Annotated in this window: 17 protein-coding genes; 6 read left to right on the top strand and 11 right to left on the bottom strand. The window is 68.3% G+C overall.

Annotated features, from left to right (window positions below):
* Together JHC99_RS09035 and JHC99_RS09030 are read right to left on the bottom strand one after the other, a co-directional pair.
* The coding region (locus tag JHC99_RS09035; protein ID WP_292153529.1) for a DNA translocase FtsK 4TM domain-containing protein at positions 1-812 on the bottom strand (812 nt) is incomplete at its 3' end.
* Between the two features lie 95 nt (positions 813-907).
* A complete protein-coding gene (locus JHC99_RS09030; protein WP_271145635.1) occupies positions 908-1,321 on the bottom strand; it encodes a CBS domain-containing protein in 414 nt (137 codons plus the stop codon).
* A 305-nt stretch (positions 1,322-1,626) separates the two neighbouring features.
* Here JHC99_RS09030 and JHC99_RS09025 point away from each other — a divergent pair, with 305 nt between their 5' ends.
* From JHC99_RS09025 to JHC99_RS09015, 3 genes are all read left to right on the top strand, one after another.
* The gene (locus tag JHC99_RS09025; RefSeq protein WP_292153528.1) at positions 1,627-3,141 is read left to right on the top strand and encodes an aldehyde dehydrogenase family protein; all 1,515 of its coding nucleotides are present in this window, start codon (positions 1,627-1,629) and stop codon (positions 3,139-3,141) included.
* 80 nt (positions 3,142-3,221) lie between these two features.
* A complete protein-coding gene (locus JHC99_RS09020; protein WP_271145633.1) occupies positions 3,222-4,427 on the top strand; it encodes an acetyl-CoA C-acetyltransferase in 1,206 nt (401 codons plus the stop codon).
* Positions 4,428-4,438: 11 nt separating this feature from the next.
* On the top strand, positions 4,439-6,631 hold the full coding sequence (locus JHC99_RS09015; RefSeq protein WP_292153526.1) for a 3-hydroxyacyl-CoA dehydrogenase NAD-binding domain-containing protein: 2,193 nt from the start codon (positions 4,439-4,441) through the stop codon (positions 6,629-6,631).
* A gap of 442 nt (positions 6,632-7,073) precedes the next feature.
* Here the strand turns inward: JHC99_RS09015 and JHC99_RS09010 are convergent, their stop codons facing one another.
* Complete coding sequence (locus tag JHC99_RS09010; RefSeq protein ID WP_292153524.1) at positions 7,074-7,901, bottom strand: aldo/keto reductase; 828 nt, start codon at positions 7,899-7,901, stop codon at positions 7,074-7,076.
* An 83-nt stretch (positions 7,902-7,984) separates the two neighbouring features.
* Between JHC99_RS09010 and JHC99_RS09005 the strand changes: the two genes are divergently transcribed.
* Positions 7,985-9,229, top strand: coding sequence for a CaiB/BaiF CoA-transferase family protein (locus JHC99_RS09005; RefSeq protein WP_292153522.1), 1,245 nt, complete (start codon positions 7,985-7,987; stop codon positions 9,227-9,229).
* Between the two features lie 3 nt (positions 9,230-9,232).
* On the opposite strand, the gene pheT is transcribed toward JHC99_RS09005, so the two are convergent.
* Genes pheT through pheS form a run of 4 tightly spaced genes read right to left on the bottom strand, consistent with a single transcriptional unit; the run spans position 9,233 to position 13,528 of the window.
* A complete protein-coding gene (gene pheT / locus JHC99_RS09000) occupies positions 9,233-11,662 on the bottom strand; it encodes a phenylalanine--tRNA ligase subunit beta (protein WP_292153520.1) in 2,430 nt (809 codons plus the stop codon).
* Positions 11,659-12,036 carry a hypothetical protein gene (locus JHC99_RS08995; RefSeq protein WP_271145628.1) on the bottom strand — a complete coding sequence of 126 codons (378 nt, stop codon included), beginning with the start codon at positions 12,034-12,036 and terminating at the stop codon, positions 11,659-11,661. Before JHC99_RS08995 ends, pheT begins: the two co-directional genes overlap by 4 nt.
* A complete protein-coding gene (locus JHC99_RS08990) occupies positions 12,033-12,440 on the bottom strand; it encodes a hypothetical protein (protein ID WP_292153517.1) in 408 nt (135 codons plus the stop codon). Before JHC99_RS08990 ends, JHC99_RS08995 begins: the two co-directional genes overlap by 4 nt.
* A gap of 5 nt (positions 12,441-12,445) precedes the next feature.
* Entirely contained in the window at positions 12,446-13,528 is a 1,083-nt protein-coding gene (gene pheS / locus JHC99_RS08985; RefSeq protein WP_292153515.1) for a phenylalanine--tRNA ligase subunit alpha, read from the bottom strand.
* A gap of 117 nt (positions 13,529-13,645) precedes the next feature.
* Between pheS and JHC99_RS08980 the strand changes: the two genes are divergently transcribed.
* On the top strand, positions 13,646-14,518 hold the full coding sequence (locus JHC99_RS08980) for a pirin family protein (protein ID WP_292153513.1): 873 nt from the start codon (positions 13,646-13,648) through the stop codon (positions 14,516-14,518).
* A gap of 23 nt (positions 14,519-14,541) precedes the next feature.
* On the opposite strand, the gene JHC99_RS08975 is transcribed toward JHC99_RS08980, so the two are convergent.
* Positions 14,542-16,323 carry an ATP-binding protein gene (locus JHC99_RS08975; protein WP_292153512.1) on the bottom strand — a complete coding sequence of 594 codons (1,782 nt, stop codon included), beginning with the start codon at positions 16,321-16,323 and terminating at the stop codon, positions 14,542-14,544.
* A gap of 301 nt (positions 16,324-16,624) precedes the next feature.
* Between JHC99_RS08975 and JHC99_RS08970 the strand changes: the two genes are divergently transcribed.
* On the top strand, positions 16,625-19,384 hold the full coding sequence (locus JHC99_RS08970; RefSeq protein ID WP_292153510.1) for a TonB-dependent receptor: 2,760 nt from the start codon (positions 16,625-16,627) through the stop codon (positions 19,382-19,384).
* A gap of 62 nt (positions 19,385-19,446) precedes the next feature.
* Here the strand turns inward: JHC99_RS08970 and JHC99_RS08965 are convergent, their stop codons facing one another.
* The 3 genes from JHC99_RS08965 to timA all read right to left on the bottom strand — a co-directional run bounded on the left by JHC99_RS08965 (position 19,447) and on the right by timA (position 21,777).
* Complete coding sequence (locus tag JHC99_RS08965) at positions 19,447-19,812, bottom strand: hypothetical protein (protein ID WP_292153508.1); 366 nt, start codon at positions 19,810-19,812, stop codon at positions 19,447-19,449.
* A 106-nt stretch (positions 19,813-19,918) separates the two neighbouring features.
* Positions 19,919-21,076 (bottom strand): MltA domain-containing protein, encoded by a 1,158-nt coding sequence (locus JHC99_RS08960; protein ID WP_292153531.1) that lies wholly within the window; start codon positions 21,074-21,076, stop codon positions 19,919-19,921.
* Positions 21,077-21,138: 62 nt separating this feature from the next.
* Positions 21,139-21,777: a TIM44-related membrane protein TimA gene (gene timA / locus JHC99_RS08955; RefSeq protein WP_292153507.1), complete on the bottom strand. Its 639-nt coding sequence runs from the start codon at positions 21,775-21,777 to the stop codon at positions 21,139-21,141.
* Between the last annotated feature and the right edge of the window lie 212 nt (positions 21,778-21,989).

Genomic DNA, 21,989 nt, shown 5'->3' with positions numbered 1-21,989 from the left:
GGCGCATAGGGCGCGGGGTCTTCCCAGGGCGGCGATGCGTCGGCGTCGTCCAGAGGGGGCTCCTCGACCGGAGCTCGCGACCGGGTCGAAAGCTCAGGCTCGACCTCGGGCATGATCAGGGGCGCGGCGGTCGGCGCGGCGCGCGGCGCACGGGGCTTGCGCGCGGGAACGGCCGCTGGCGGGGCAGGCCGGCGACGAAGGCCCGAGGCCCAGGCGGTCGCCTCGCCGAAATCCGAAATGCGCAGGCCCACGGCGTATCCCGTCGCCCACAGGCCCAACCCGGCGAACAGTAGACCGACGATGATCGCGGCACCGGGAATGCGCAGGGCGGTCAGGCCGCCGATGGTCACGCCGGACACCGCATCGCCCCACAGGCCGCCCATGCCGGCGGCGAGGGGCCAGGCGGCGGGGGCGGCCAGGGCCGACAGAGCGGCCGACAGCATCAGGACGCCGCCGGTCGCCGACAGGGCCTTCAGCGGCGTGGGCTTCAGCCTTTGCTGAATCGCTTCGCCGATCGCGTGGGCCAGACCGAAGGCGATCAGCAGGGCGGTCATGGGCCAGGCGGCCAAGCCCAGCGACTGCATGGCCAGATCGGCGAACAGGGCCCCGTTGTCACCAAGCCAGTTGGTCGCCGGCGCGCCCGAGGACGCGTTGAAACTTGGGTCGGCCGGATTCCACGACACCAGCGCCACCGCCAGCAGGGTCGCCAGCAGGGCCTGAAGCACGCCCCGGAACCGCACCATGAAGGGCGCGTCCCACAGGACACGGGCGCTTAGCCAGGCGCGATTGCCGATGATCATGACGGCGGACATACGAAACGCGGCTCTCCGAAAGGGTCGAGCCGCGAGTGTCGCGCGGACAGGGTTAAGGGGGCATTTACCAGCGCGGAGAACGCCCCCTCATGGCCTCAGTTGGGGCGGGAAATCGTTTCCAGGGTCTCGCCCGCGTATTTCTCCTTCACCCGGGTGGACAGGTCGCCCAGCGAGACGACGCCGACCAGGCGCTCGTGCTTGTCGACGACGGGCAGGCGGCGGATCTTGCCGGCGGCCATGGCGTCGAGCGCGGCCTGGAGCGGGTCGGAATCGAGCACGGTGGTCACGGTCGAGCTCATGGCCTGGCTCACCGTCGCCTCGGGGCCGAGGCCTGCGCCGACCGCCCGGATGGCGATGTCGCGATCGGTGATGGCACCGACCAGCTTGTCGCCGTCGGCGACGGGGATGAAGCCGAAATCGCCGGCACCCATCCGGGCCGCCACCTCGCGCAGGCTGTCGGTCGGCCGGGCGACCTGGACATCCTTGCTCATCACATCGCGAATTCGCATCGATCGTCTCCTTGAAAGGGGGTGTGCGTCAGAACCCGGCCGAACGGTGACGGTTCCTTGTCGCCCGCGACGGCGCGTCGGCTGAGCTGGATCACGTCATGTCTCCATCTCCGCTCATCCCGGCGAAAGCCGGGACCCAGTTCTTAAGTGAGGCACGGTGTCCGGGATTTCGATCGGCAGAGGAATAGGACCCATCAATCGCCCAAAGCACTGGGTCCCGGCTTTCGCCGGGATGAGCGGGGGAGGGGGAGGTTTCATCTCCCTCGACGATCGCGCTAGAGCCGAGGTCAGATGAGAGAGCCCCGATGACCGACCCGATCCCCGCCGTCACCCAAGCACGCGCAATCCTTTCACGCCTGGACGTTCCGGACAGGGTGTGGCGGGAGCACGGTATCGTCGCGCGCTCACCGATCGACGGGTCGGAGGCGGGGACGCTGGCCGTTGCGACGCCTGACGCGGTTCAGGTCGCGATCGATCGGTCAGCCCAGGCCTTCCTGGCTTGGCGGCGCGTGCCCGCACCCCGGCGCGGCGAACTGGTCCGGCTGCTGGGCGAGGAACTGAGGGCGTCGAAGGACGACCTGGCTCTGCTGGTCACCCTGGAGGCCGGCAAGGTCGTGTCCGAGGGCCTGGGCGAGGTGCAGGAGATGATCGACATCTGCGACTTCGCCGTCGGCCTGTCGCGCCAGCTGTACGGCCTGACCCTGCCCAGCGAACGGCCCGGCCATCATATGCGCGAGACCTGGCAGCCGCTGGGGCCGGTGGCGATCATCACGGCCTTCAACTTTCCGGTCGCGGTCTGGGCGTGGAACGCGGCGCTGGCCCTCGTCTGCGGCGATCCGGTGATCTGGAAGCCGTCGGAAAAGACGCCGATGACGGCGCTGGCTGTACAGGCGGTGTTCGACCGGGCCGTGGCGAGATTTGGCGATGCGCCCGATGGGCTGGCGCAACTGTTGATCGGAGAGCGGGGCGTCGGCGAGACCCTTGCGGCCGACCCGCGCGTGGCGCTGGTGTCGGCGACCGGCTCGACACGGATGGGCAGGGCGGTGGCGACCGTGGTGGCCGGGCGGCTGGGTCGGTCACTTCTGGAACTCGGCGGCAACAACGCCATGATCGTGACGCCGTCCGCCGATCTGGAGATGGCGGTGCGGGCCATCGCCTTTTCCGCCGTCGGCACGGCCGGTCAGCGATGCACGACCCTGCGCCGCCTGTTGGTCCACGAGGACGTGGCCCCGGCCCTGCTGGAGCGGCTGGTCAAGGCCTATGAGACCCTGCCCTGCGGCGATCCGCGCGATGCGGGCGTTCTGGTCGGGCCGCTGATCGATGAGGATGCCGGCGCGGCCTTCGACGACGCCCTGAGGCAGGCGGAAAATCAGGGTGGCGAGGTGCTGGTCGGCGGGACCCGGCCCCGGTCGCCGGGCATCTACGTCCGGCCCGCCATCGTGCGGATGCCGGGTCAGACGGATGTCGTCCGCCACGAGACCTTCTCGCCGATCCTCTATGTCATGACCTGGAAGACTTTCGACGAGGCCGTCGAGATGCAAAATGCGGTGCCGCAAGGGCTGAGTTCCTGCGTCTTCACCGACTCGGTGCGTGAGGCCGAGGCCTTCCTGTCGGCCTGGGGTTCGGACTGCGGCATCGCCAACGTCAACATCGGCCCCAGTGGCGCAGAGATCGGCGGGGCCTTCGGCGGCGAAAAGGACACCGGCGGCGGGCGGGAATCGGGCTCCGACGCCTGGAAAACCTATATGCGCCGCCAGACGCAGACAGTGAATTTCTCGGCGGAGCTGCCGCTGGCCCAAGGGGTGCGGTTCGACGTCTGACGCTTCTTACTTGACGTTGACGTAAACGTAGGGTTTGTGGCGACCACGCTGCCACCCGTCCTTATTGGAGACGCACCCTCATGGCCGACGCCTATATCTACGACGCCGTTCGCACCCCGCGCGGAAAGGGCAAGAAGGACGGATCCCTGCACGAGATCACGGCGCTTAGCCTGGCCTCGCAGGTGCTGGAGGCGCTGCGCGACCGCAACGACCTGGATACGTCCAGGGTCGACGACGTCATCCTGGGCTGCGTGACCCCGATCGGGGAACAGGGCGCCGATATCGCCCGCACCGCCGTGCTGGCGGCCGGCTGGGCCCAGACGACGGCGGGCGTGCAGGTCAACCGCTTCTGTGCCTCGGGCCTGGAAGCCGTGAACATGGCCACCGCCAAGGTGAAATCCGGCGAGGCCGATTTCGCCGTCGGCGGCGGTATCGAGGCCATGAGCCGAGTGCCCATGAGCTCGGACGGCGGCGCCTGGCCGATCGACCCCTCGGCGGCCATCGCGGCCTATTTCGCGCCTCAGGGCGTCTCGGCCGACATGATCGCCACCAAATACGGATTCTCGCGCGACGACGTCGACGCCTATGCGGTCGAGAGCCACAAGCGCGCCGCCCGCGCCTGGGCCGAGGGCCGGTTCTCGAAATCGGTGGTGGCGGTAAAGGATCAGCTGGGTCTGGTCCGGCTGGACCATGACGAGACCATCCGTCCGACCACCGACATGCAGTCCCTGGGTGGCCTGAACCCCTCCTTCGCCATGATGGGCGAGATGGCCTTCGACGCCGTGATCGGCCAGCGCTACCCCGAGGTCGAGCGCGTCAACCACGTCCACACGCCGGGCAATTCGTCGGGCATCGTCGATGGATCGGCGGGCGTCCTGATCGGCACGCTCGAGGCCGGCAAGGCCCTGGGCCTGAAGCCGCGGGCCAAGATCCTGGGCGGGGCCTCGATCGGGTCGGAGCCCTCGATCATGCTGACCGGGCCGGAATATGTGACGCGCAAGCTGCTCGGCAAGCTGGGCATGACCACGGCCGACATCGACCTGTGGGAACTGAACGAGGCCTTCGCCGCCGTCGTGCTGCGCTACATGCAGGCCCTCGACATCGACCACGCGAAGATGAACGTGAATGGTGGCGGTATCTCGATGGGCCACCCGCTGGGAGCGACGGGTGCCATGATCACCGGTATCGCCCTGGACGAGCTGGAGCGGTCGAACCAGTCCACCGCCCTGATTACCCTGTGCATCGGCGGCGGCATGGGCACCGCCACCGTCATCGAACGCGTCTGAGGATCACGACCATGGAAAACTTCAAGATCGACGTCGACGCCGACGGCATCGCCCTGATCACCTTCGACGTCCCCGGACGCTCGATGAATACCCTGACCAGTGGCGTGATGAAGGAAATCCCGGAGTGGGTCGAGCGGGTGAAGACTGACGACGCCATCAAGGGCGTGGTCCTGACCTCGGGCAAGGCCTCCGGCTTCTGCGCCGGTGCCGACCTGGGTGACATGGCCGGTGGCATGCTGGCGGGCGGCTCGCTTCAAGAGGCCTATGACGCCGGCTGGAAGCTGAACGGGGCCCTGCGCGCGCTGGAAACCTGCGGCAAGCCCGTGGCGGCCGCCATCAACGGCCTTGCGCTCGGCGGCGGTCTGGAACTGACCCTAGCCTGTCATTACCGCGTCGTCGGCGACAGCCCCAAGATTCAGCTCGGCCTGCCCGAGATCAAGGTCGGCCTGTTCCCCGGTGGTGGCGGCACCCAGCGCCTGCCGCGCCTGATCGGCGTCCAGGCGGCGATGATGGCCATGACCGAGGGCAAGTCCTTCCGCCCCAACGACGCCAAGGGCGCAGGCTTCATCCATGAAGTCGTCCCCGTCGGCACCGAGGTCGAGGCCGCCAAGGCCTGGATCAAGGGTGGCGGCAAGGCCGTCCAGCCGTGGGACGACAAGTCCTTCAAACTGCCCGGTGGTGGTCCCTACCACCCTGTCGGCGTCCAGAATTTCATCGTCGGCAATGCGATGATCCGCAAACAGACCTATGGCAACTATCCCGCCGCGACCAACCTGATGAGCGCCGTCTATGAGGGCATGCAGGTGCCGATGGATGCGGCCTTGCGCATCGAGACCCGCTACTTCATCAAGACCCTGATGACGCCCCAGGCCCAGGGCATGATCCGCTCCCTGTTTCTGTCGAAACAGGAACTGGACAAGGGGGCCGTCCGCCCCGCCGGTGTGCCCAAGTCGGACCCCAAGAAGGTCACGGTCCTGGGTGCCGGCATGATGGGTGCCGGCATCGCCTATGTGCAGGCCCTGGCCGGGATCGAAACCATCCTGATCGATCAGACCCAGGACGCCGCCGACAAGGGCAAGGCCCATGTCGAGGAACTGTTGAAGAAGCGCCTGTCGCGCGGCCAGATTACCCAGGACAAGTTCGACGCCCTGCTGGCCTCCGTCACTGCCACCACCGACTATGAGCACATCAAGGGCTCGGATCTGGTCATCGAGGCCGTGTTCGAGAACCGTGAGATCAAGGCCGAAGTGACGAAGCGTGCCGAGGCTCAGCTGGAGCCCGGTGCCATCTTCGGCTCCAACACCTCGACCCTGCCGATCACCGGTCTGGCCGAGGCCTCGGTCCGCCCCGAGGACTTCATCGGCATCCACTTCTTCTCGCCCGTCGACAAGATGATGCTGGTCGAGGTCATCCTGGGCGAGAGGACCGGCCAGGCGGCGATCGCCAAGACGCTGGACTACATCCTCAAGATCAAGAAGACGCCGATCGTCGTCAACGACAGCCGTGGCTTCTACACCTCGCGCTGCTTCTCCACCTTCCTGATGGAAGGCATGGCGATGCTGGAGGAGGGCTATGCCCCGGCCCTCATCGACAACATCGGTCGGATGACCGGCATGCCGCGCGGCCCGCTGGAGATGCACGACGACGTCGCGCTGGACCTGTCCTACAAGATCGCCAAACAGACGGCGCTCGATCTCGGCGACGCCTATACGCCGGCCGAGGGTGCCGACATCGTGGCCAAGATGGTCGAGGGCGGACGGTTCGGTCGCAAGAACGGCCTAGGCTTCTATGACTATGCCTCCAAGCCCAAGACGATCTGGCCGGGCCTCGCCGAACTGGCCCCGACCACCAAGGGCATCGACGGTCCGGAAGAGCCCGGCGCCTTCGCCCAGATCGACGAGCTGAAGACCCGCCTGCTGTATCGCCAGGCCGTCGAGGTCGCGCGCTGCTGGGAAGAGGGCGTCATCGACGATCCGCGCGAGGCCGATCTGGGCGCCATCCTGGGCTGGGGCTTCGCGCCCTGGACCGGCGGGCCGATCACCCTGATCGACCAGACGGGGTTGGCCAGGTTCGTCGAGACCTGCGACCGGCTGACCGCAACCTACGGCGACCGGTTCAAGGTGCCCCAACTGCTGCGCGACATGGCGGCCAAGGGTGAGACCTTCTACGGCAACTTCGAGGGCGCGCAGAAGGCCGCGGCTTAGACGCCGAATCTCCTCCCCGTGCGCAGCATGGGGAGGTGGCGCGGCCCTTTTTCAGGGCCGTGACGGAGGGGGAGACACGCTGCTTGAGGTGGGGGCTTTCTGATTTGGTCGGACAGACCGAGTCGCCCCCTCCGTCTCCTCGCAAGAGCTCGGATCCACCTCCCCATTCGCCAAGCGGCGAACGGGGAGGAGAAATAAAAGCGGCGGCCCCGTCCCCCGACAAGGCCGCCGCTCATGGAGCCGGCGTGTGGGCGCCGGCCCCTCAATCAAGCGGTTCGGGCGTTGTCCCCCAACGACGCCCTTCGCCTGACCGATGCTGTTTTCCCTGGTTCCCCCCAGGACCGATGATTACCGGCAGGACGAGGAATGACGTTCATCGAATGAACGCGATCTGAACGAAACCTGTGCCTTTCGTACAGGTTCTCGCGTCAGGCGAATCGCGTCAGATGATGTCGAGCGGCTGTTCGCTGGTGGGCGGCGGAAACGCGCGATCGAGGGCCTCGAGGTCCTCGCCGTCCAGCTGAATTTCGAGCGCGGCGGCATTGTCCTCGACGTGGGCGATCGTGGACGCCTTGGGGATCAGGACGACCCCCTCGCGCAGCATCAGGGCGGCCAGGGCGATCTGGGCGGGGGTCGCGCCGTGGCGATCGGCGACGGCGATCAGGGCGGGATGTTCCAGCAACTCGCCCCGTCCCAGCGGCGAATAGGCCATCAGCGGCATCGTCCGCTCCTGCATCCACGGCAGCAGGTCGAACTCCACGCCGCGCGATCCCAGGTGATAGAGGACCTGATTGGTCTGGCAGTGTTCGGCGCCGTCGATGCCCTCCATGATGGTCATGGCCCGGATGTCGAGGTTGGACACGCCCCAGCGCGCGATCAGACCCTCATCGACCAGTTCCTCGAACCCGGCGATGATCTCGTCCATCGGGTGGCGGCTTTCCCAGTGCAGCAGATACAGGTCCAGCCGATCGACCCCGAGCCGTTCCAGGCTGCGTTCGCAGGCCAGCATCATCGACATCTCGCCGGCGTTCTCGGGCCGGACCTTGGAGACCAGGAAGACCTCGTCGCGACGGCCCTGGATGACCTCGCCGACCAGCCGCTCGGACGCGCCGTTGCCGTACAGTTCGGCGGTGTCGATCAGGCTCAGCCCCAGGTCGAGGCCGCGCGACAGGGCGGCCTGTTCTGCGTCGCCGGTCCTCAGACTGTCGCCGATCTCCCACGTCCCCTGGCCGAGAACGGGGATCAGGGTTCCATCGGGAAGGGCAGTCATGCGGCTCATGGTTCCCTAATGCCCCAGGACGGCGATCGGCGCCAAAGGTTCCACGCGGCGGCCTGTCGTGCGAGACCATGGCGATGACGGAGACGACGATGGCGGACGGTGAGAAGACGGCGGGCGGTGCCCTGGCGGGTGTCAGGGTGCTGGACCTGTCGCGCATCCTGGCCGGGCCCTGGGCGTCCCAGGTTCTGGGCGATCTGGGGGCGGAGGTCATCAAGGTCGAACGGCCGGGCGAGGGCGACGACACCCGCAAATGGGGCCCGCCCTGGCTGGCCGACGGCGCGGGCGAACCGACCGATCAGGCGGCCTATTATCTGGCCGCCAACCGCAACAAGACCTCGGTGACGATCGACTTCACCAAGTCGGAGGGCCAGGCCCTGGTGCGTCGGCTGGCCGCGCAGTCGGACATATTGATCGAGAACTACAAGGTCGGGGGACTGGCCAAATACGGCCTCGACTACGACAGTCTCAGGGGCGTGAATCCACGGTTGATCTATTGCTCGATCACGGGCTTCGGCCAGACCGGACCCTATGCGGCGCGACCGGGTTACGACCTGCTGCTGCAAGGCATGGGCGGGTTGATGAGCATAACCGGACCCAAGGACGGGCGGCCCCAGCGGGCGGGCGTGGCGGTGGTCGATCTGCTGACCGGCCTGTACGGCGTGGTCGGGGTGCTGGCTGCGCTGACCGCGCGCGAACGCACCGGTGAGGGCCAGCATATCGACCTGGCCCTGCTGGACGTCGAGGTGGCCTGTCTGGCCAACCAGGCGTCGAACTTCCTGGTCTCTGGGGTGTCGCCCGGTCGGATGGGCAACACCCATCCGAACATCGTTCCGTATCAGGAGTTTCCCACGGCCGACGGCTTCATGATCGTGGCGGTCGGCAACGACAGCCAGTTCCGCGCCTTCGCCGGGGTTCTGGGCCATGCCGAATGGGGGGTCGATGCGGCCTATGCGACCAATCCGGCGCGGGTGGCGAACCGCGAGGTGCTGGTCCCCCTGATCGAGGCCCTGACCCCGCTGCGGGCGACTCAAGCCTGGGTCGAGGCGCTCGAGGCTGTCGGGGTGCCTTGCGGCCCAATCAACCTCATCGGCGAGGTCTTCGACGACCCCCAGGTGCGGGCGCGCGCCCTGCGGGTCGAGATGGCTCACGAGGCCGGCGGCACGGCGCCCGGCGTCGCCAGCCCCTTGCGGATGTCGGGCACCCCCGTTGAATACCGCCACGCCCCGCCGGTGCTGGGTCAGCACACGGAGGCGGTGCTGGGCGGGCTGGGTCTGTCGGCCGATGAGATCGCGGACCTGAGGGCGCGGGGGGTGGTCTGAGGGTCAGCCCCTCAGCTTGCCACCCAGTTTCTCCACCGCCGCCACGACCCGTGCCGACAGGGCCTCGATCTCGGCCTCGGTCAGGGTCGCAGCCTGAGGCTGGATCACGACTTCCAGCGCCACCGACTTGAACCCCTCCGGCACGCCTGTGCCGCGATAGACGTCGAACACCCGCACCTCGGCGATCAGCGCCTTGTCCGCGCCTGCCGCCGCCTTGACCAGATCGCCCGCCGCACGGCCGTCCTCGACCACGAAGGCAAAGTCGCGGGTCAGGGGCATCAGGGACGACAGGCTGGCCGAACCGCGCGTCTTGGATTTCGCCTTGGGTTCCGGAACACTGTCCAGCACGATCTCGAACGCCAGCATGGGGCCGTCGGCATCCAGCGCCTTGAGCACGCGCGGATGCACCGCGCCGAACTCGGCGATCACGGTCTTCGGGCCGAGCTGCAGCCGCGCCGAGCGGCCGGGATGCCACCAGTCGCGGTTCTGGCCCTGAACCAGCTGCAGCGAGCCGACCGGCGCGCCGATCTGCTCCAGCAACGCCATCAGGTCGCCCTTGAGGCCGAACAGGGCGTCCTCGGCGTCGCCACTCCAGTGACGCGCGGGCGAGGGCGCGATCAGGCCGGCGATCACGGTGCGCTGCCCGTCCGGCTGGTCGCTCAGATAGATGGGTCCTATCTCGAACAGGGCGGCATCCGCGTGGCCGCGCGCGGCGTTCCTCGCCGCCGCCTGGATCAGGTTGGGCAGGGCCGAGGGTCGCATGCAGTCGAGGTCAGCCGCGATCGGGTTCTCGAGCACCAGACGATCGTCACCCCCGCCGAACAGGGACGCCGTCGATTGTTTGGTGAAGGACCAGGTGACGGCCTCGGCATAACCGGCGGCGGCCAGGGCGCGACGCGCCAGCCGCACGCGTGACTGACGTGGCGACAGCACGCCCTTCGACGACGGCGTCTGGTCGGGCAGGGGGGTGTCGGGCAGGGCGTCGAAGCCCTCGATGCGCGCCACCTCTTCGACCAGATCGGCAGGGCCGTCGACGTCGCGGCGGAAGGACGGCGGGGTCACGGTCCAGGTCCCGGCGGTCTCTCCGGCCGTGATGAGGAAGCCGAGCTGGCCCAGGATGGTGCCGATGCGGTCGTGGGCGAGGTCAAGACCCGACAGCCGCGTCACATAGTCGGGATCGAAGTCGAAGGCGGGTGGATTGGCCGGATGCTCACCGGCCAGCACGATCTCCGACGGCTCGCCACCGCACAGGTCGAGGATCAGTCGGGTGGCCAGTTCCAGCCCCGGCACCACAGAGGCCGGATCGACGCCCCGCGCGAACCGGTACTGGGCATCGGAGTTGATCGTCAGGGTCCGGCCGGTCTGGGCCGTCACGATCGGATCGAACCAGGCGCTCTCGACGAAGACGTCGGTGGTCTCGTCGGAACAGCCTGTGGACTCACCGCCCATGACGCCGCCCAGTCCGATGGGACGTTCGCCGCCCGCGTCGGCGATGACGCACATGCCGGGATCGACCGTATAGGTCTTGCCGTCGAGCGCGATCAGATGTTCGGGCGTGCCCTCGGCGATGTGGGCGGCGCCGGCGGACAGCTGTCCCGCGCGGACCACGATCTCCGACCCCACCAGCTTCTTCGCATCATAGACGTGCAGGGGGCGGCAGCGGTCGTAGGCGATCAGATTGGTCACATCGACCAGCCGGTTGATCGAGCGCAGGCCGATACTCTCCAGCCGCCGCTTCAGCCACTCGGGCGACGGGCCATTGGTGACGCCCCGGATCAGCCGCCCGGCGAACACCGGGCACATCCCGGGGGCCTCGATCCTCACCGAGATCGGCGAGGCGAACGCCCCGCGCACCATGGCGATGTCGAAATGCTTGAGCTTGCCCAGACCGGTCGCCGCCAGATCGCGCGCGATCCCGGCGACGCCCAGCCAGTCGGGACGGTTCGGCGTCACCTCGAAATCGATGACCGGATCGGCCCCGAACAGCTGGGCGACCGGGGTTCCGACGGGAATTTCCGGCGGCAGTTCCTGGATCCCGTCGCTGTCGTCGGCCAGTTGCAGTTCGGACGCCGAGCACAGCATCCCGTTGGACACCACGCCGCGCACCGGCTTCTCGACCAGGGTGACGCCGAGGCCGGGCACCCAGGCGCCGATGGGGGCATAGATGGTGGTCAGGCCGGCGCGCGCATTGGGGGCGCCGCAGACAATCTCCTTCATCCCGTCGACGGTCTCGACCTGACAGACCTGCAGCCGGTCGGCGTTGGGATGGCGTTCGGCCGAGACGATCCGGGCCACCGTGAACGGCGCCAGGGCGACGGTGGGATCGGTGACGTGCTCGACCTCCAGCCCCGCCATGGTCATGGCGTCGGCGACCTGGGCGGCGTCGGCGGTGGTCTCCAGATGGTCTTTCAGCCAGGCGAGCGTGAACTTCACGGCTGCACCCCGATGCCGCGCAGGCCGTCGAGGAAGTCTGGAGCGCCCGTATAGGCGACCGAGAAGAACCCGCACCGCTCGAATCGGCAGTCGCGGAACGGGATGCAGCCGGTGATCTTGGTCGGCCCGAGGGGTTGCAGCATCAGATTGGCCATGTCGCCGTCAGCCGAACCCAGGTTGCAGCCTGCGAAGTCGCAGCCCGAGACCGGCACGATCACGGCGGGGCCGTGAAGCTCGCAGTCGATGAAGGTCCGGCCCTCGATCACCGAGGCACCGCCCAGCGCGACCTCGTGCATCAGCAGCGGCAGCCAGATCCGCTGACCCGTGTAGATCGGACCGGCACCATAGGCGGCGAATTGGAAACCCGGGGTCATGCGCCGGTCCCTTCGGTGGACAGGCCGGTCAGGCCGGCCGCCAGATCATCGAGCACGGCCTCGGGTCCCGTGAAGCCGATCTGGACGAACTTGCAGCGCACGAAACGGCAATCCACCAAGCCGATCGCCCCGATGATGTGATCGCCCAGCGGCCGCAGCATCAGGCTTCTGGGATTGGTCGTGGCTCCCAGGTTGCAGCCTTCCAGCGACACCCCGCCCATGGCCGCGATCACGGCCGGACCCTGGATCACGCAGTCGGTGAAGGTCTTGCCGCGGATGACCGACTCGCCTGCATTCAGGTGCTGGACGCCCAGCAGGGGCAGCCAGATCGCTTCCTTCTCGAAGGTCGTGCGGGCGACCTGTTCGCGGCCGAGGACTTCGTCGTGGAGGGGGTTCTGGGTCATGACGATCAGCTCAGGCCGGAGGCGGGATTGGGGGCGGAAAAGGCGGAGAAGCCGTAGTGGGCCAGCCACCGGGTGTCGGCCTCGAACATGGGGCGCAGGTCGGGCATCCCGTATTTCAGCATGGCCAGGCGATCGACGCCCATGCCGAAGGCGAAGCCCTGATACACGTCGGGGTCGATGCCGCAGTTTCTCAGCACATTGGGATGCACCATCCCGCAGCCGAGGATTTCCAGCCAGTCGTCGCCCTCGTTGAACTTCAGCTGGCCGCCCGAGCGGTCGCAGCGGATGTCCATCTCGGCCGAGGGCTCGGTGAAGGGAAAGTGGTGCGGGCGGAACCGCGCATCCACGGCATCGAGTTCGAAGAAGCGGGCGATGAAGGTCTGCAGGGTCGTCTTCAGGTGTCCCATGTGGATGTCGCGATCGATCACCAGACCCTCGACCTGATGGAACATCGGGGTGTGGGTGGCGTCGGAATCCTTACGGAAGGTCCGGCCGGGCGCGATGATGCGGATCGGCGGCGTCTGGGACATCATGGTGCGGACCTGCACGGGCGACGTATGGGTCCGTAGCACCTTGCGCTCGCCCGTCTCGGGATCGGGCCTCAGGAAGAAGGTGTCGTGCATTTCCCGCGCCGGATGTTTGGGCGGAAAGTTCAGCGCGGTGAAATTGTGGAAATCGTCCTCGATGTCGGGCCCTTCGGCGACGGCGAAGCCCATGGCGGCGAAGATGGCGACCATCTCGTCCATCACCTGCATGGTCGGATGGACCGCGCCCTTTCGGCGAGGCCGCGACGGCAGGGTCAGGTCGATACGCTCCGACAGCAGCCGCGCGTCCAGCTCGGCGGCCTCCAGCTCGGCCTTCCTGGCGGCGATGGCCGAGGCGACCCGGTCGCGCAGGCCGTTGATGACCGGCCCCTGTTCGCGGCGCTCGTCGGGGCTCATCGCCCCCATCCCCTTCAACAGGCCGGAGATGACGCCGGTCTTGCCCAGGGCGGAGACGCGCACGGCCTCCACCTCGGCCACGGTGGTCGCGCCGCCGATCGCATTGATCAGGTCAAGTTCAAGCTGGGGCAGGTCGGAATGGGACATGGTCGGCAGCGTCTAGCGTCTGGCGCGGCGTTCGTCACCCTCAGGGCGGCCGGTGGCACCCTCGAAACGCGCTGGAAGCCGCTGGCGAGGCTTGATCCGGCACATTAGATGTTGCGGATGACATCCCTGACCCCCCGCACCGTCGCCCGCCGGCATCAGGCCGTCCGCGACGACATCGGCGACCTGATCACGCGCCGCCCCCTGCCGGGACCGGGCCTGGACCAGGTCGATCCCTTCCTGTTCCTGAACCACCACGGGCCCCAGACCTATGCGCCGAACAATCGCGGCCTGCCGTTCGGGCCGCATCCGCATCGGGGGTTCGAGACCGTCACCTTCATCCTCGAGGGCGAGTTGGCGCACAACGATTCCGGCGGGGGCGAGAGCATCATCCGCGCGGGTGGCATCCAGTGGATGACGGCCGGATCGGGCCTGATCCATGCCGAACTCTCGCCGGCCAGTTTCAAGCGCGACGGCGGGCCGATGGAAATCCTCCAGCTCTGGGTCAATCTGCCTTCGCGGCTGAAGATGACGCCACCCGCCTATGTCGGGCTCCAGGCCGGGGACATTCCGACCTTCACGACCGACGAGGGCCGCGTCACGGTCGAGGCCGTCTCGGGTCGGTGGGGCGAGACCACAGCCCCGATCCAGTCCCTGATCGACGTCCAGATGGCGGTGGTCCGGTTCCAGCCCGGCGGGACGTTCACCACGCCGGTCGCGCGGGGCCGCAACGTCTTCCTCTATGTCGTGAAGGGCCAGGTGTCCGTGGGTGGCGCGTCGGTCGAGCCGTGGCATCTGGTGACGCTGAACGACGACGGCGATGCGGTGGGGATCGCGGCGGCGTCCGATGCGGTGATCCTGCTGGGCCATGCCGCGCCGATCGGAGAGCCGGTCTTCCACCACGGGCCGTTCGTGATGAACACCCGCGAGGAGATCATTCAGGCGATCGAGGACTACAACGTCGGCAGGTTCGGCCCGCCGCCCCCGGTCTGATGCCAGAGTGAGTCTGACGCCGGTCAGGCCGCGTGCGGGTCGGCCAGGGACACCGCGACCTCTGCGCCCTCGCCCGGCGTGGTCTCGATCGAAAGGGCACCGCCGGACTGACGGGCGAAGGCGGCGGCCTGGGCCAGACCCAGCCCGGCCTGGCCGGTCTTGGTGGTGAAGAAGGGTTCGACGGCCCGGGCGGCGACGTCGCGGTCCATGCCGGGGCCGGTATCCCGGACGCTGAGCCGGGGACCCTGATCGGTCATCTCCAGCCGCACGGCGACGGAGCCCGTGCCGCCGACCGCCTCGATCGCATTGGTCACCAGCGCGCGCACCGTGGCGTCGAAGGCGACGGGGTCGAGCCGGGCCGGGGCGGGCCCGGACGGCGCCTCGACCAGCAGGTCGATGCCTGGTCCGGCCTGGGCGCGCAGCCGGCTCTCCATGGCGCGCAGCAGGACGCCGGCGTCCAGGGTGCGAACTTCGCTCTCGCTGGTCTCGACGAAGGCCGACAGGCGCTGGGTAACGGCCTCGCCGCGACGCCCGGCCGCCAGGGCCGCCTCGCCCAGGCGGCGCACGCGGTTGGCGTCGTCCGCCTGTTTCAGGATCATGTCGAGCGCCGAGGTGATGACCCCCAGCAGGGCATTGAAGTCGCGGGCCACGTCGCCGGTGATGCGTCCGACCGTCTCTAGCCCCCGCCCGGCGTCGCTTTCGGCATGCAACAGGGCGGACAGACGCTCGGCCTCGGCCACCGCGGTGTCGGCCTCGGCGCGGGCGGCGCGGGCCTGGTCCAGAGCATCTTCGGCGCGGGTGCGAGCTTCGTCGCGGTCGCGGACGGCCTGTGCGACGACGGCGTCGGCCTCGGGGACGGCGACCTCGGAGGCTGCATCGGCCTCGACCTCGGCCGGCACGGCCTCACCGGCCAGAAGCAGGGATTCGATCACGCCGTCGGGCCCCGCCAGCGGCAGGATGTTCCAGCGCATCGCCACGCCGTCGGGTCCGGGCACCATCAGCGGCCCCGCCTCTCCCGGCCCGACGCGCAGGGCGGCGCGCAGGGACTGGCGCGCCTCGACCCGGGCCACGGGGGCCACGAACCGGTCGGCGAAATCGGCGCCGATACAGGGCTGGCCGTCGATCCGGTCCAGGGCCTGACCGTTGGCCAGCCGGATCTCGCCTTGCAGGGAGACGACCACCAGAGCGCTGGACGCCGCCTCGAACACCCGGCCGGTGATCTCGGCGACCGGATCGATGGTGGTTTCGGCGACGACCGGTTCAGGCGTGGTCAGGCCGTCGGTCTCGACGATGGCGGCGGTAGAGCCGACGATCTGGCCCATGTCGTTCTCGATCGGCATGGCGGTGACCGAGACCAGCATCTTTCGCCGCGTCGCCGGATTGGCCAGGATGTGCTGGAAGCCCCGCACCGTCTGACCGCGCAGGGCCCGGGCGCTGGGCAGCATGTCGGGCGGGATCGGCCGGCCGTCGGGGAAGGTGATGCCCCAGGTCGCCGAGTGGAACCGCAGGCCCAGCAGCTCGGCGTCGCGTCGCCCCATCAGCTGGTGCGCGGCGCGGTTGGCGAAGACGAACTTGCCTTGGGTATCGGTCTCGACGATGGCGACCGGGATGGCGTTCAGGGTCTCGAACAGACGTTTGTCGGCCGATTCGGCGACCTTCTGGACCACGTCCAGCTCGCCGGTGGTGGTCACGACCCGGCTTCTGTGGGTCAGGGCGAACCATGTGGAATAGGCGGCGATCAGGGTCATGACGCCGGCGACGACCGCCAGCACCCACACCCAGTTGACCTCGCCTTCGAGAAACATCGTTTCGTCGTCCCATTTCGAGGCGCGATCCCGGCGCCTCGGCAGGTGTTGCAAACAGCGAACCAACCGGCCGCCGGTTCGCCTTACCAGAGAATTCCGGATCGTCACGTGACGAAGGGCGCCGGCGTTATACCGGGGCCGAGATCGACCCTCGCCGCCTCAAGCTTTGCCTTGGTGTGCTTCTGCGCACACAGGCTTGGCCTTACACATAACCGACATACCGCTGTCGTGCCGACTACACGCGATCGCAATAGTCGGGCCGCCAACGCGCCGTGCCCCGACGGCGCCCTTGGGGGTTCTCATGCATCGCTTTATCCAGCCGTCCTTCCGTCTCGCCCTGCTGGGCGGCATCGCCGCCTCGGCCCTGGCCGGCGGCGCCCAAGCCCAGACCGCGTCCGATCCCACGACATCCACGGTCGATGACATCGTGGTGACCGGCCGCCGCCCCATCGCCGAGTCCGAGGCAGCCGCCCTGCTGATCCAGCGCCGGTCGGACTCCCTGGTCACCGTCGCCGCCTCGGACTCCGTTGGCCGCCTGCCGGACCAGAACGTCGCCCAGGCCGTCGCCCGCCTGCCCGGCGCCGCGGTCGATTCCGACCAGGGCCAGCCCCGCTACATCTCCCTGCGCGGCGCGCCCAAGAACTGGACGACCCTGTCGATCGACGGCATCGGCATCGTCAGCCCGGAAGGGCGCGACACCCGCTACGACAACCTGCCCTCGGCCATCGCCGCCCAGATCATCGTGGCCAAGGCCGTGACGCCCGACATGACCGGCGAGACCATCTCCGGCAACGTCAACATCGTGACCCGTTCGGCCTTCGACTATCAGGGTCCGCACCTGGCCGGAAAGCTGGGCGCCGGCCTGGTCCAACTGGGCGACCGCAAGGAGTATGAGGCCAATCTGCTGGCCTCGACCCGCTTCGACACCGGCATGGGCGAGATCGGCCTGCTGGCTTCGGCCAGCTTCTACGAACGCAACATGGTCACCGACAACTACGAGATCGACTGGGAGCTGGTGTCCCAGGACATCCAGCCCGGTGGTTTCGGTGCGACGCCATCCGGCAACCGGCTGTGGGCCCGCGAGATCGAGAACAAGCTCTATCGCCTGACGCGCCGCAACTATTCGCGCACCGGCCGCATCGACTGGGCGCCGAACGACACGAACCGTCTGTTCTTCCAGTCCATCTTCACCACCTTCACCGACGACGAAGCCCGCGACAACTACATCTTCGATACCGACGACCGCCAGGCCGACGCTCCGAACCCTCCGCGCCCGGTCGGCAACCCCTGCACGGTCCAGCTGACCGGCATCGTGTCCAACACCGGCTATGCCGACACCTGCATCGGCAACACTTCCCTGACCGGCGTGGTCTACGGCATCGACATCAACCAGCGCGCCACCCTGCGGGCGTTCGAGCAGTCGATCTTCACCAACACCCTTGGCGGTCACCATGAGGTCGGCGGCTGGACCGCGGACTGGCGCCTGAACTTCACCCGCGCCATCGACGACCGTTCGGTCACCGGCGAGGCCCGCTACGAGAGCCCGTCGACCCGCAACCTGCGTCCGTCGATCGCCTACAACTTCGCCGACGTCGATTTCCAGAACATACAGCTGTTCCGCACGATCACGACCGGCACGGGCACGGCGACGCGCTACAGCCTGGGCGCGCGGGTCACCAATATCGACGACTTCCAGCGCAACCTGACCTCGCTGACCTCGCTCGACGCGGTCGATACGACCGAGGCCTATACGGCCCGGTTCGACGCCCACCGCGAGTTCGCCCTGATGGGAGGCGACGCCCGCTTCACCTTCGGCCTCCAGTACGACGACCGCACCAAGGAATCGATCGAGAACCAGCTGTCGCTGACGGCGGCCCAGGCCGCCACGGCCGCGGTGTCCTCGACCTTCCTGCCGGTGTCGCTCGATGCGCCGTTCAAGGGCGAACTGCCCATGGGCTATACCTTCCGGTACTTCGACCTGAAGGCCATGGGCGACCAGATCGCCCGCGCCTCCAACCTGTTCCCCTACAACCCGGTCACGGCCAACTACTACAAGGTGACCGAACAGGTCGCCTCGGCCTACGGCATGCTGCGGGTCGGCTATGACTGGGGTTCGATCCTGGGCGGTGCCCGCGTCGAACAGATCACCAACACTGGCGAGGCCATCGTCGCCCTGGGCGGGGTCAACACCCCCATCGAGGTCGAAAACGATGAGGTCTTCGTCTATCCCAGCCTGCACGTGAACTATAACGTCAACGACGAGATGAAGCTGCGGGTGTCATTCAACACCGGTGCCGCCCGTCCGGACTACGACCAGCTGCGCCCGAACTTCACCTTCAGCGACTCCAACCTGACGGTCTCGGGCGGCAACCCGGAAGCCAAGCCCGAGCGCGCCTACGGCGTCGACGCCTATCTGGAATGGTACATGCAGCCCCAGGGCTTCGCGATGGCCGGCGTCTTCTACAAGAAGGTCGAGGACGTCCTGTTCGGCACCACCAGGACCTTCGGCCTGGACGTGCTGAACTCGGGTGGGGTGGACCGCAGCGGCTATACGCTGAACACCATCGGCAACGGCGGCGACGGCTATATCTACGGCCTGGAACTCGCCCTGCAGCAGCAGATCGAGCCCTATTCCGAGCGGCTGGGCTTGCCCGACTGGGTCGGCGGCTTCGGTCTGTCGGCTAACGTGACGCTGAATTCCTCGGAGGCGGCCGCGCCTGACGGCTCGAAGGTCTCCCTGCCCAACACCTCGGACGTGATCTACAACGTCGGCCTCTACTACGAGCGGTACGGCCTGTCGGCGCGTCTGAACTATCGTTATCGCACCGAGTGGCTCGACGCATACGGCGCTGCCGTCGACGGCGGCAACACCTACTGGGCCACCGACGACGAGCTGGACTATTCGGCGCGCTATGCGGTCAACGATCACGCCGAAATCTATTTCGACGCCTCCAACCTGCTGAACAATCCGGGCCGTCGCTACTCGCGCGAGTCGATCTACACGATCGAGTGGGAGCGGTTCGGACGCCGCTTCGACATCGGGGTCCGCTTCAACTTCTAGACCCCAACATCTGACAAGCGATTGAGCCGGGCGTCGCGATCGCGACGCCCGGCTTTTTTTGGTCAGTGGGCGTAGCGCCGGCTGCGGAAGGCCCGGCCGGTCAGCAGGGTCTTGATGAAGAAGAAGATGGCGATAGCGATCGCATAGCCCAGGAACAGGGCCAGACAGGTCATCCAGAAACTCAGCGTCATGATGTCGGGCAGGACCAGCGCGCCGCCGTCCAGCATGGGCCGCAGCATCATGATCAGCCGGTCGACGATCACGGCCCCCAGCGCGCTGCCGCCCAGACCACGCCAGCCGCCCATCATCAGGGCGGCGATCAGGGCGATGATCAGGCCGGTCACCTGGTTGACGCTGTCGAACCCACCCGCGGCCAGGGCGAACAGGCCGTTCAGCAGGCCGCCGATCGAGTCGATGAGACCTTCCATAGGGCCGCTCCCGTTCGGCGCGCCGTGGCGGCGACCCGATACGACGTCAACGTCGTTCGCCGGGATTCGCTCCGCCGGACGCCTTGACGGCCCCAGGCGCGGCGGATCAGCGCGGGACCAGCCGCCACATCCGCAAGGGATGCCGCACGGTTCCGGCCTCTGCACCGGCCGCCTCGCCGCGCCCCATGTAGAAATCGGCGCGAACCGGCCCCCGGATTGCTGATCCGGTGTCCAGCGCCACGACCAGCCCTTGATAGCCCCCCCGGGCTCCTGCAAGAAGGGGGGCGCCATTCAGATTGCCCGCATCCGCCTCGATCCAGGCCAGGTCGCCATAGGTCCAGTGGGCGGGATCGACGGCGATGGACCGGCGGGCGGTGAGCGGAATCCCCGCCGCTCCGGCCGGGTGACCGCCGTCATCGGGCTGGAGGTCGAAGAAGATGTAGCGGGGGTTCAGGGCTGTGATCGCCCTTGCCTCACGCCCCCGGTGCGCGGCCAGCCAGGCGCGGATGGCGTCGCCGGAGGTGCCGTTCTCGGGCAGCAGGCCTTTCGCCGCCATGGGTCGGGCGATGCCGGCGAAGGGGCGGCCGTTGTCGGCCGCATAGGCCGCGCGCGCCGTCGCCCCGTCCTCGAACGTCAGATAGCCCGAGCCCTGGATCTGCAGAAAGAACAGGTCTTCGGCCTTCATCCAGGCCAGGACCGGGGCGGACGGCGACCCGGCTGCGGCCGCCGCCTCGATCGCCGCCCGGTCGGCATAGGGGCCGGTGGAGCCGTCGGGCCGACGCTGCACCACGCCGGACGCCGTCTTCTCCAGATCCAGCGGTCGCGCCAGAACCGGCATGTCGAAATCGCCGTCCTGTGTGTGGCGGGCCGGATACTCGGGCGCGAAATAGCTGGTCAGCAGGCCAGGGCCGCCGTCCGCCGTCCGGGCCGCCTCGACGCGAAAGCCGCGCTCGAAGAAGCTGCGGGCCAACGCCGGGGTCACAGGCTTCGAGGTCTGGCGGATCGCCTGGGCCTCGTCGCAAGCGGCGATGGCGGCAGGCTGCCGGGCTGCACGGCACCCGTCGGCATAGGCCATGAAGGCGGCCAGATGATCTTCCTGCGACCAGCCCGGCAGGCCGGCCGGACTATCGGCGGCCAGGGTCTCGTAAGGCACAGGTCCGGGTGGCACCGGGGCCGGCTCCTGCGGCGTGACCACGGGCGGCGGTGCTGACGGAGAGGGGGGCGTCGTGGAACAGGCGGCGACCATCAGCAGGCCGCACAGCATGCCGATCCGGCCTGGGCCGATCCGGGCCCGGCCCGGCATCGACCGCACGGCGGAGCGCCGCATCAGGCGTTGGCGGGTTCGACCCGCGCCAGGACCCAGTTGGGATCGGTCGCGCCAAGCGTGCGCTCGAACGTCCAGTGCTCGGCCGTGCGACGTTCCTCGATCCGCGGCTCGCTCGGCGCGCCCGGCGTGGCCTCGCCCTCGGGCGGGACGATGTTGGAGCGGATCTCGGCCAGGAAGCGGACCTTGGCGATGGCGCGGTCACCCTCGACCGTGGCGCTTTCCAGATCGGCGCGGGGCGGATGCAGGAACTCGACCTGCTCGGTCTCGCCGCGCACTTCGCGCGCCGCGATGCCGTGCTCGAACGATTCCATCACCGCCGGGGCCAGCAGAGGCTTCAGCGCGGCCCGGTCGCCCGAGGCATAACCCCGCACGATGGTCTCATAGGCCTGACGCGAGCCGTCGAGGAATTTGACTGCATCGAAGGCCGGATCGCGAGCCCGCAGACCCGAGATGGCCTGCATCGTGATCGAATCCAGCGCCGGGCGCGGCGCCTGGGGGGTCTCGCCGGACGGCAGGGCGGGCGTCTTGGCGTCCTCCTGCGGCTGGCGGCCGACCCGTTTGCCCAGCACATTGTACAGCTGGAACAGCACGATGGCCGCGATCACGGCGAACAGAACGATGAGAACCTGGGCCGGCAATCTGGATATCCTGAGATGGGCGTCGGCGCGGCCTGAGGGGGCTGCGTCCTTCAAGCGGAACGATTAGGGGCTGATATGGATGCGCGCAAGGCGCGGCGCACCCCCGCCCGGTCGTGCGCCGTTGCCGCAGGGCCCGCCTTCTGATAGTCGCCGCGCCTCATGCGAGGCCGCGTCCGGCCTCAGCCCCACAGCTTCATTCGACGGCCCCACGC

It is taken from the genome of Brevundimonas sp., assembly GCF_016463485.1.
Taxonomy (GTDB): Bacteria; Pseudomonadota; Alphaproteobacteria; order Caulobacterales; family Caulobacteraceae; genus Brevundimonas.
Note: the sequence above shows the minus strand (reverse complement) of the source record. Positions and strands in the feature narration are given on the sequence as shown.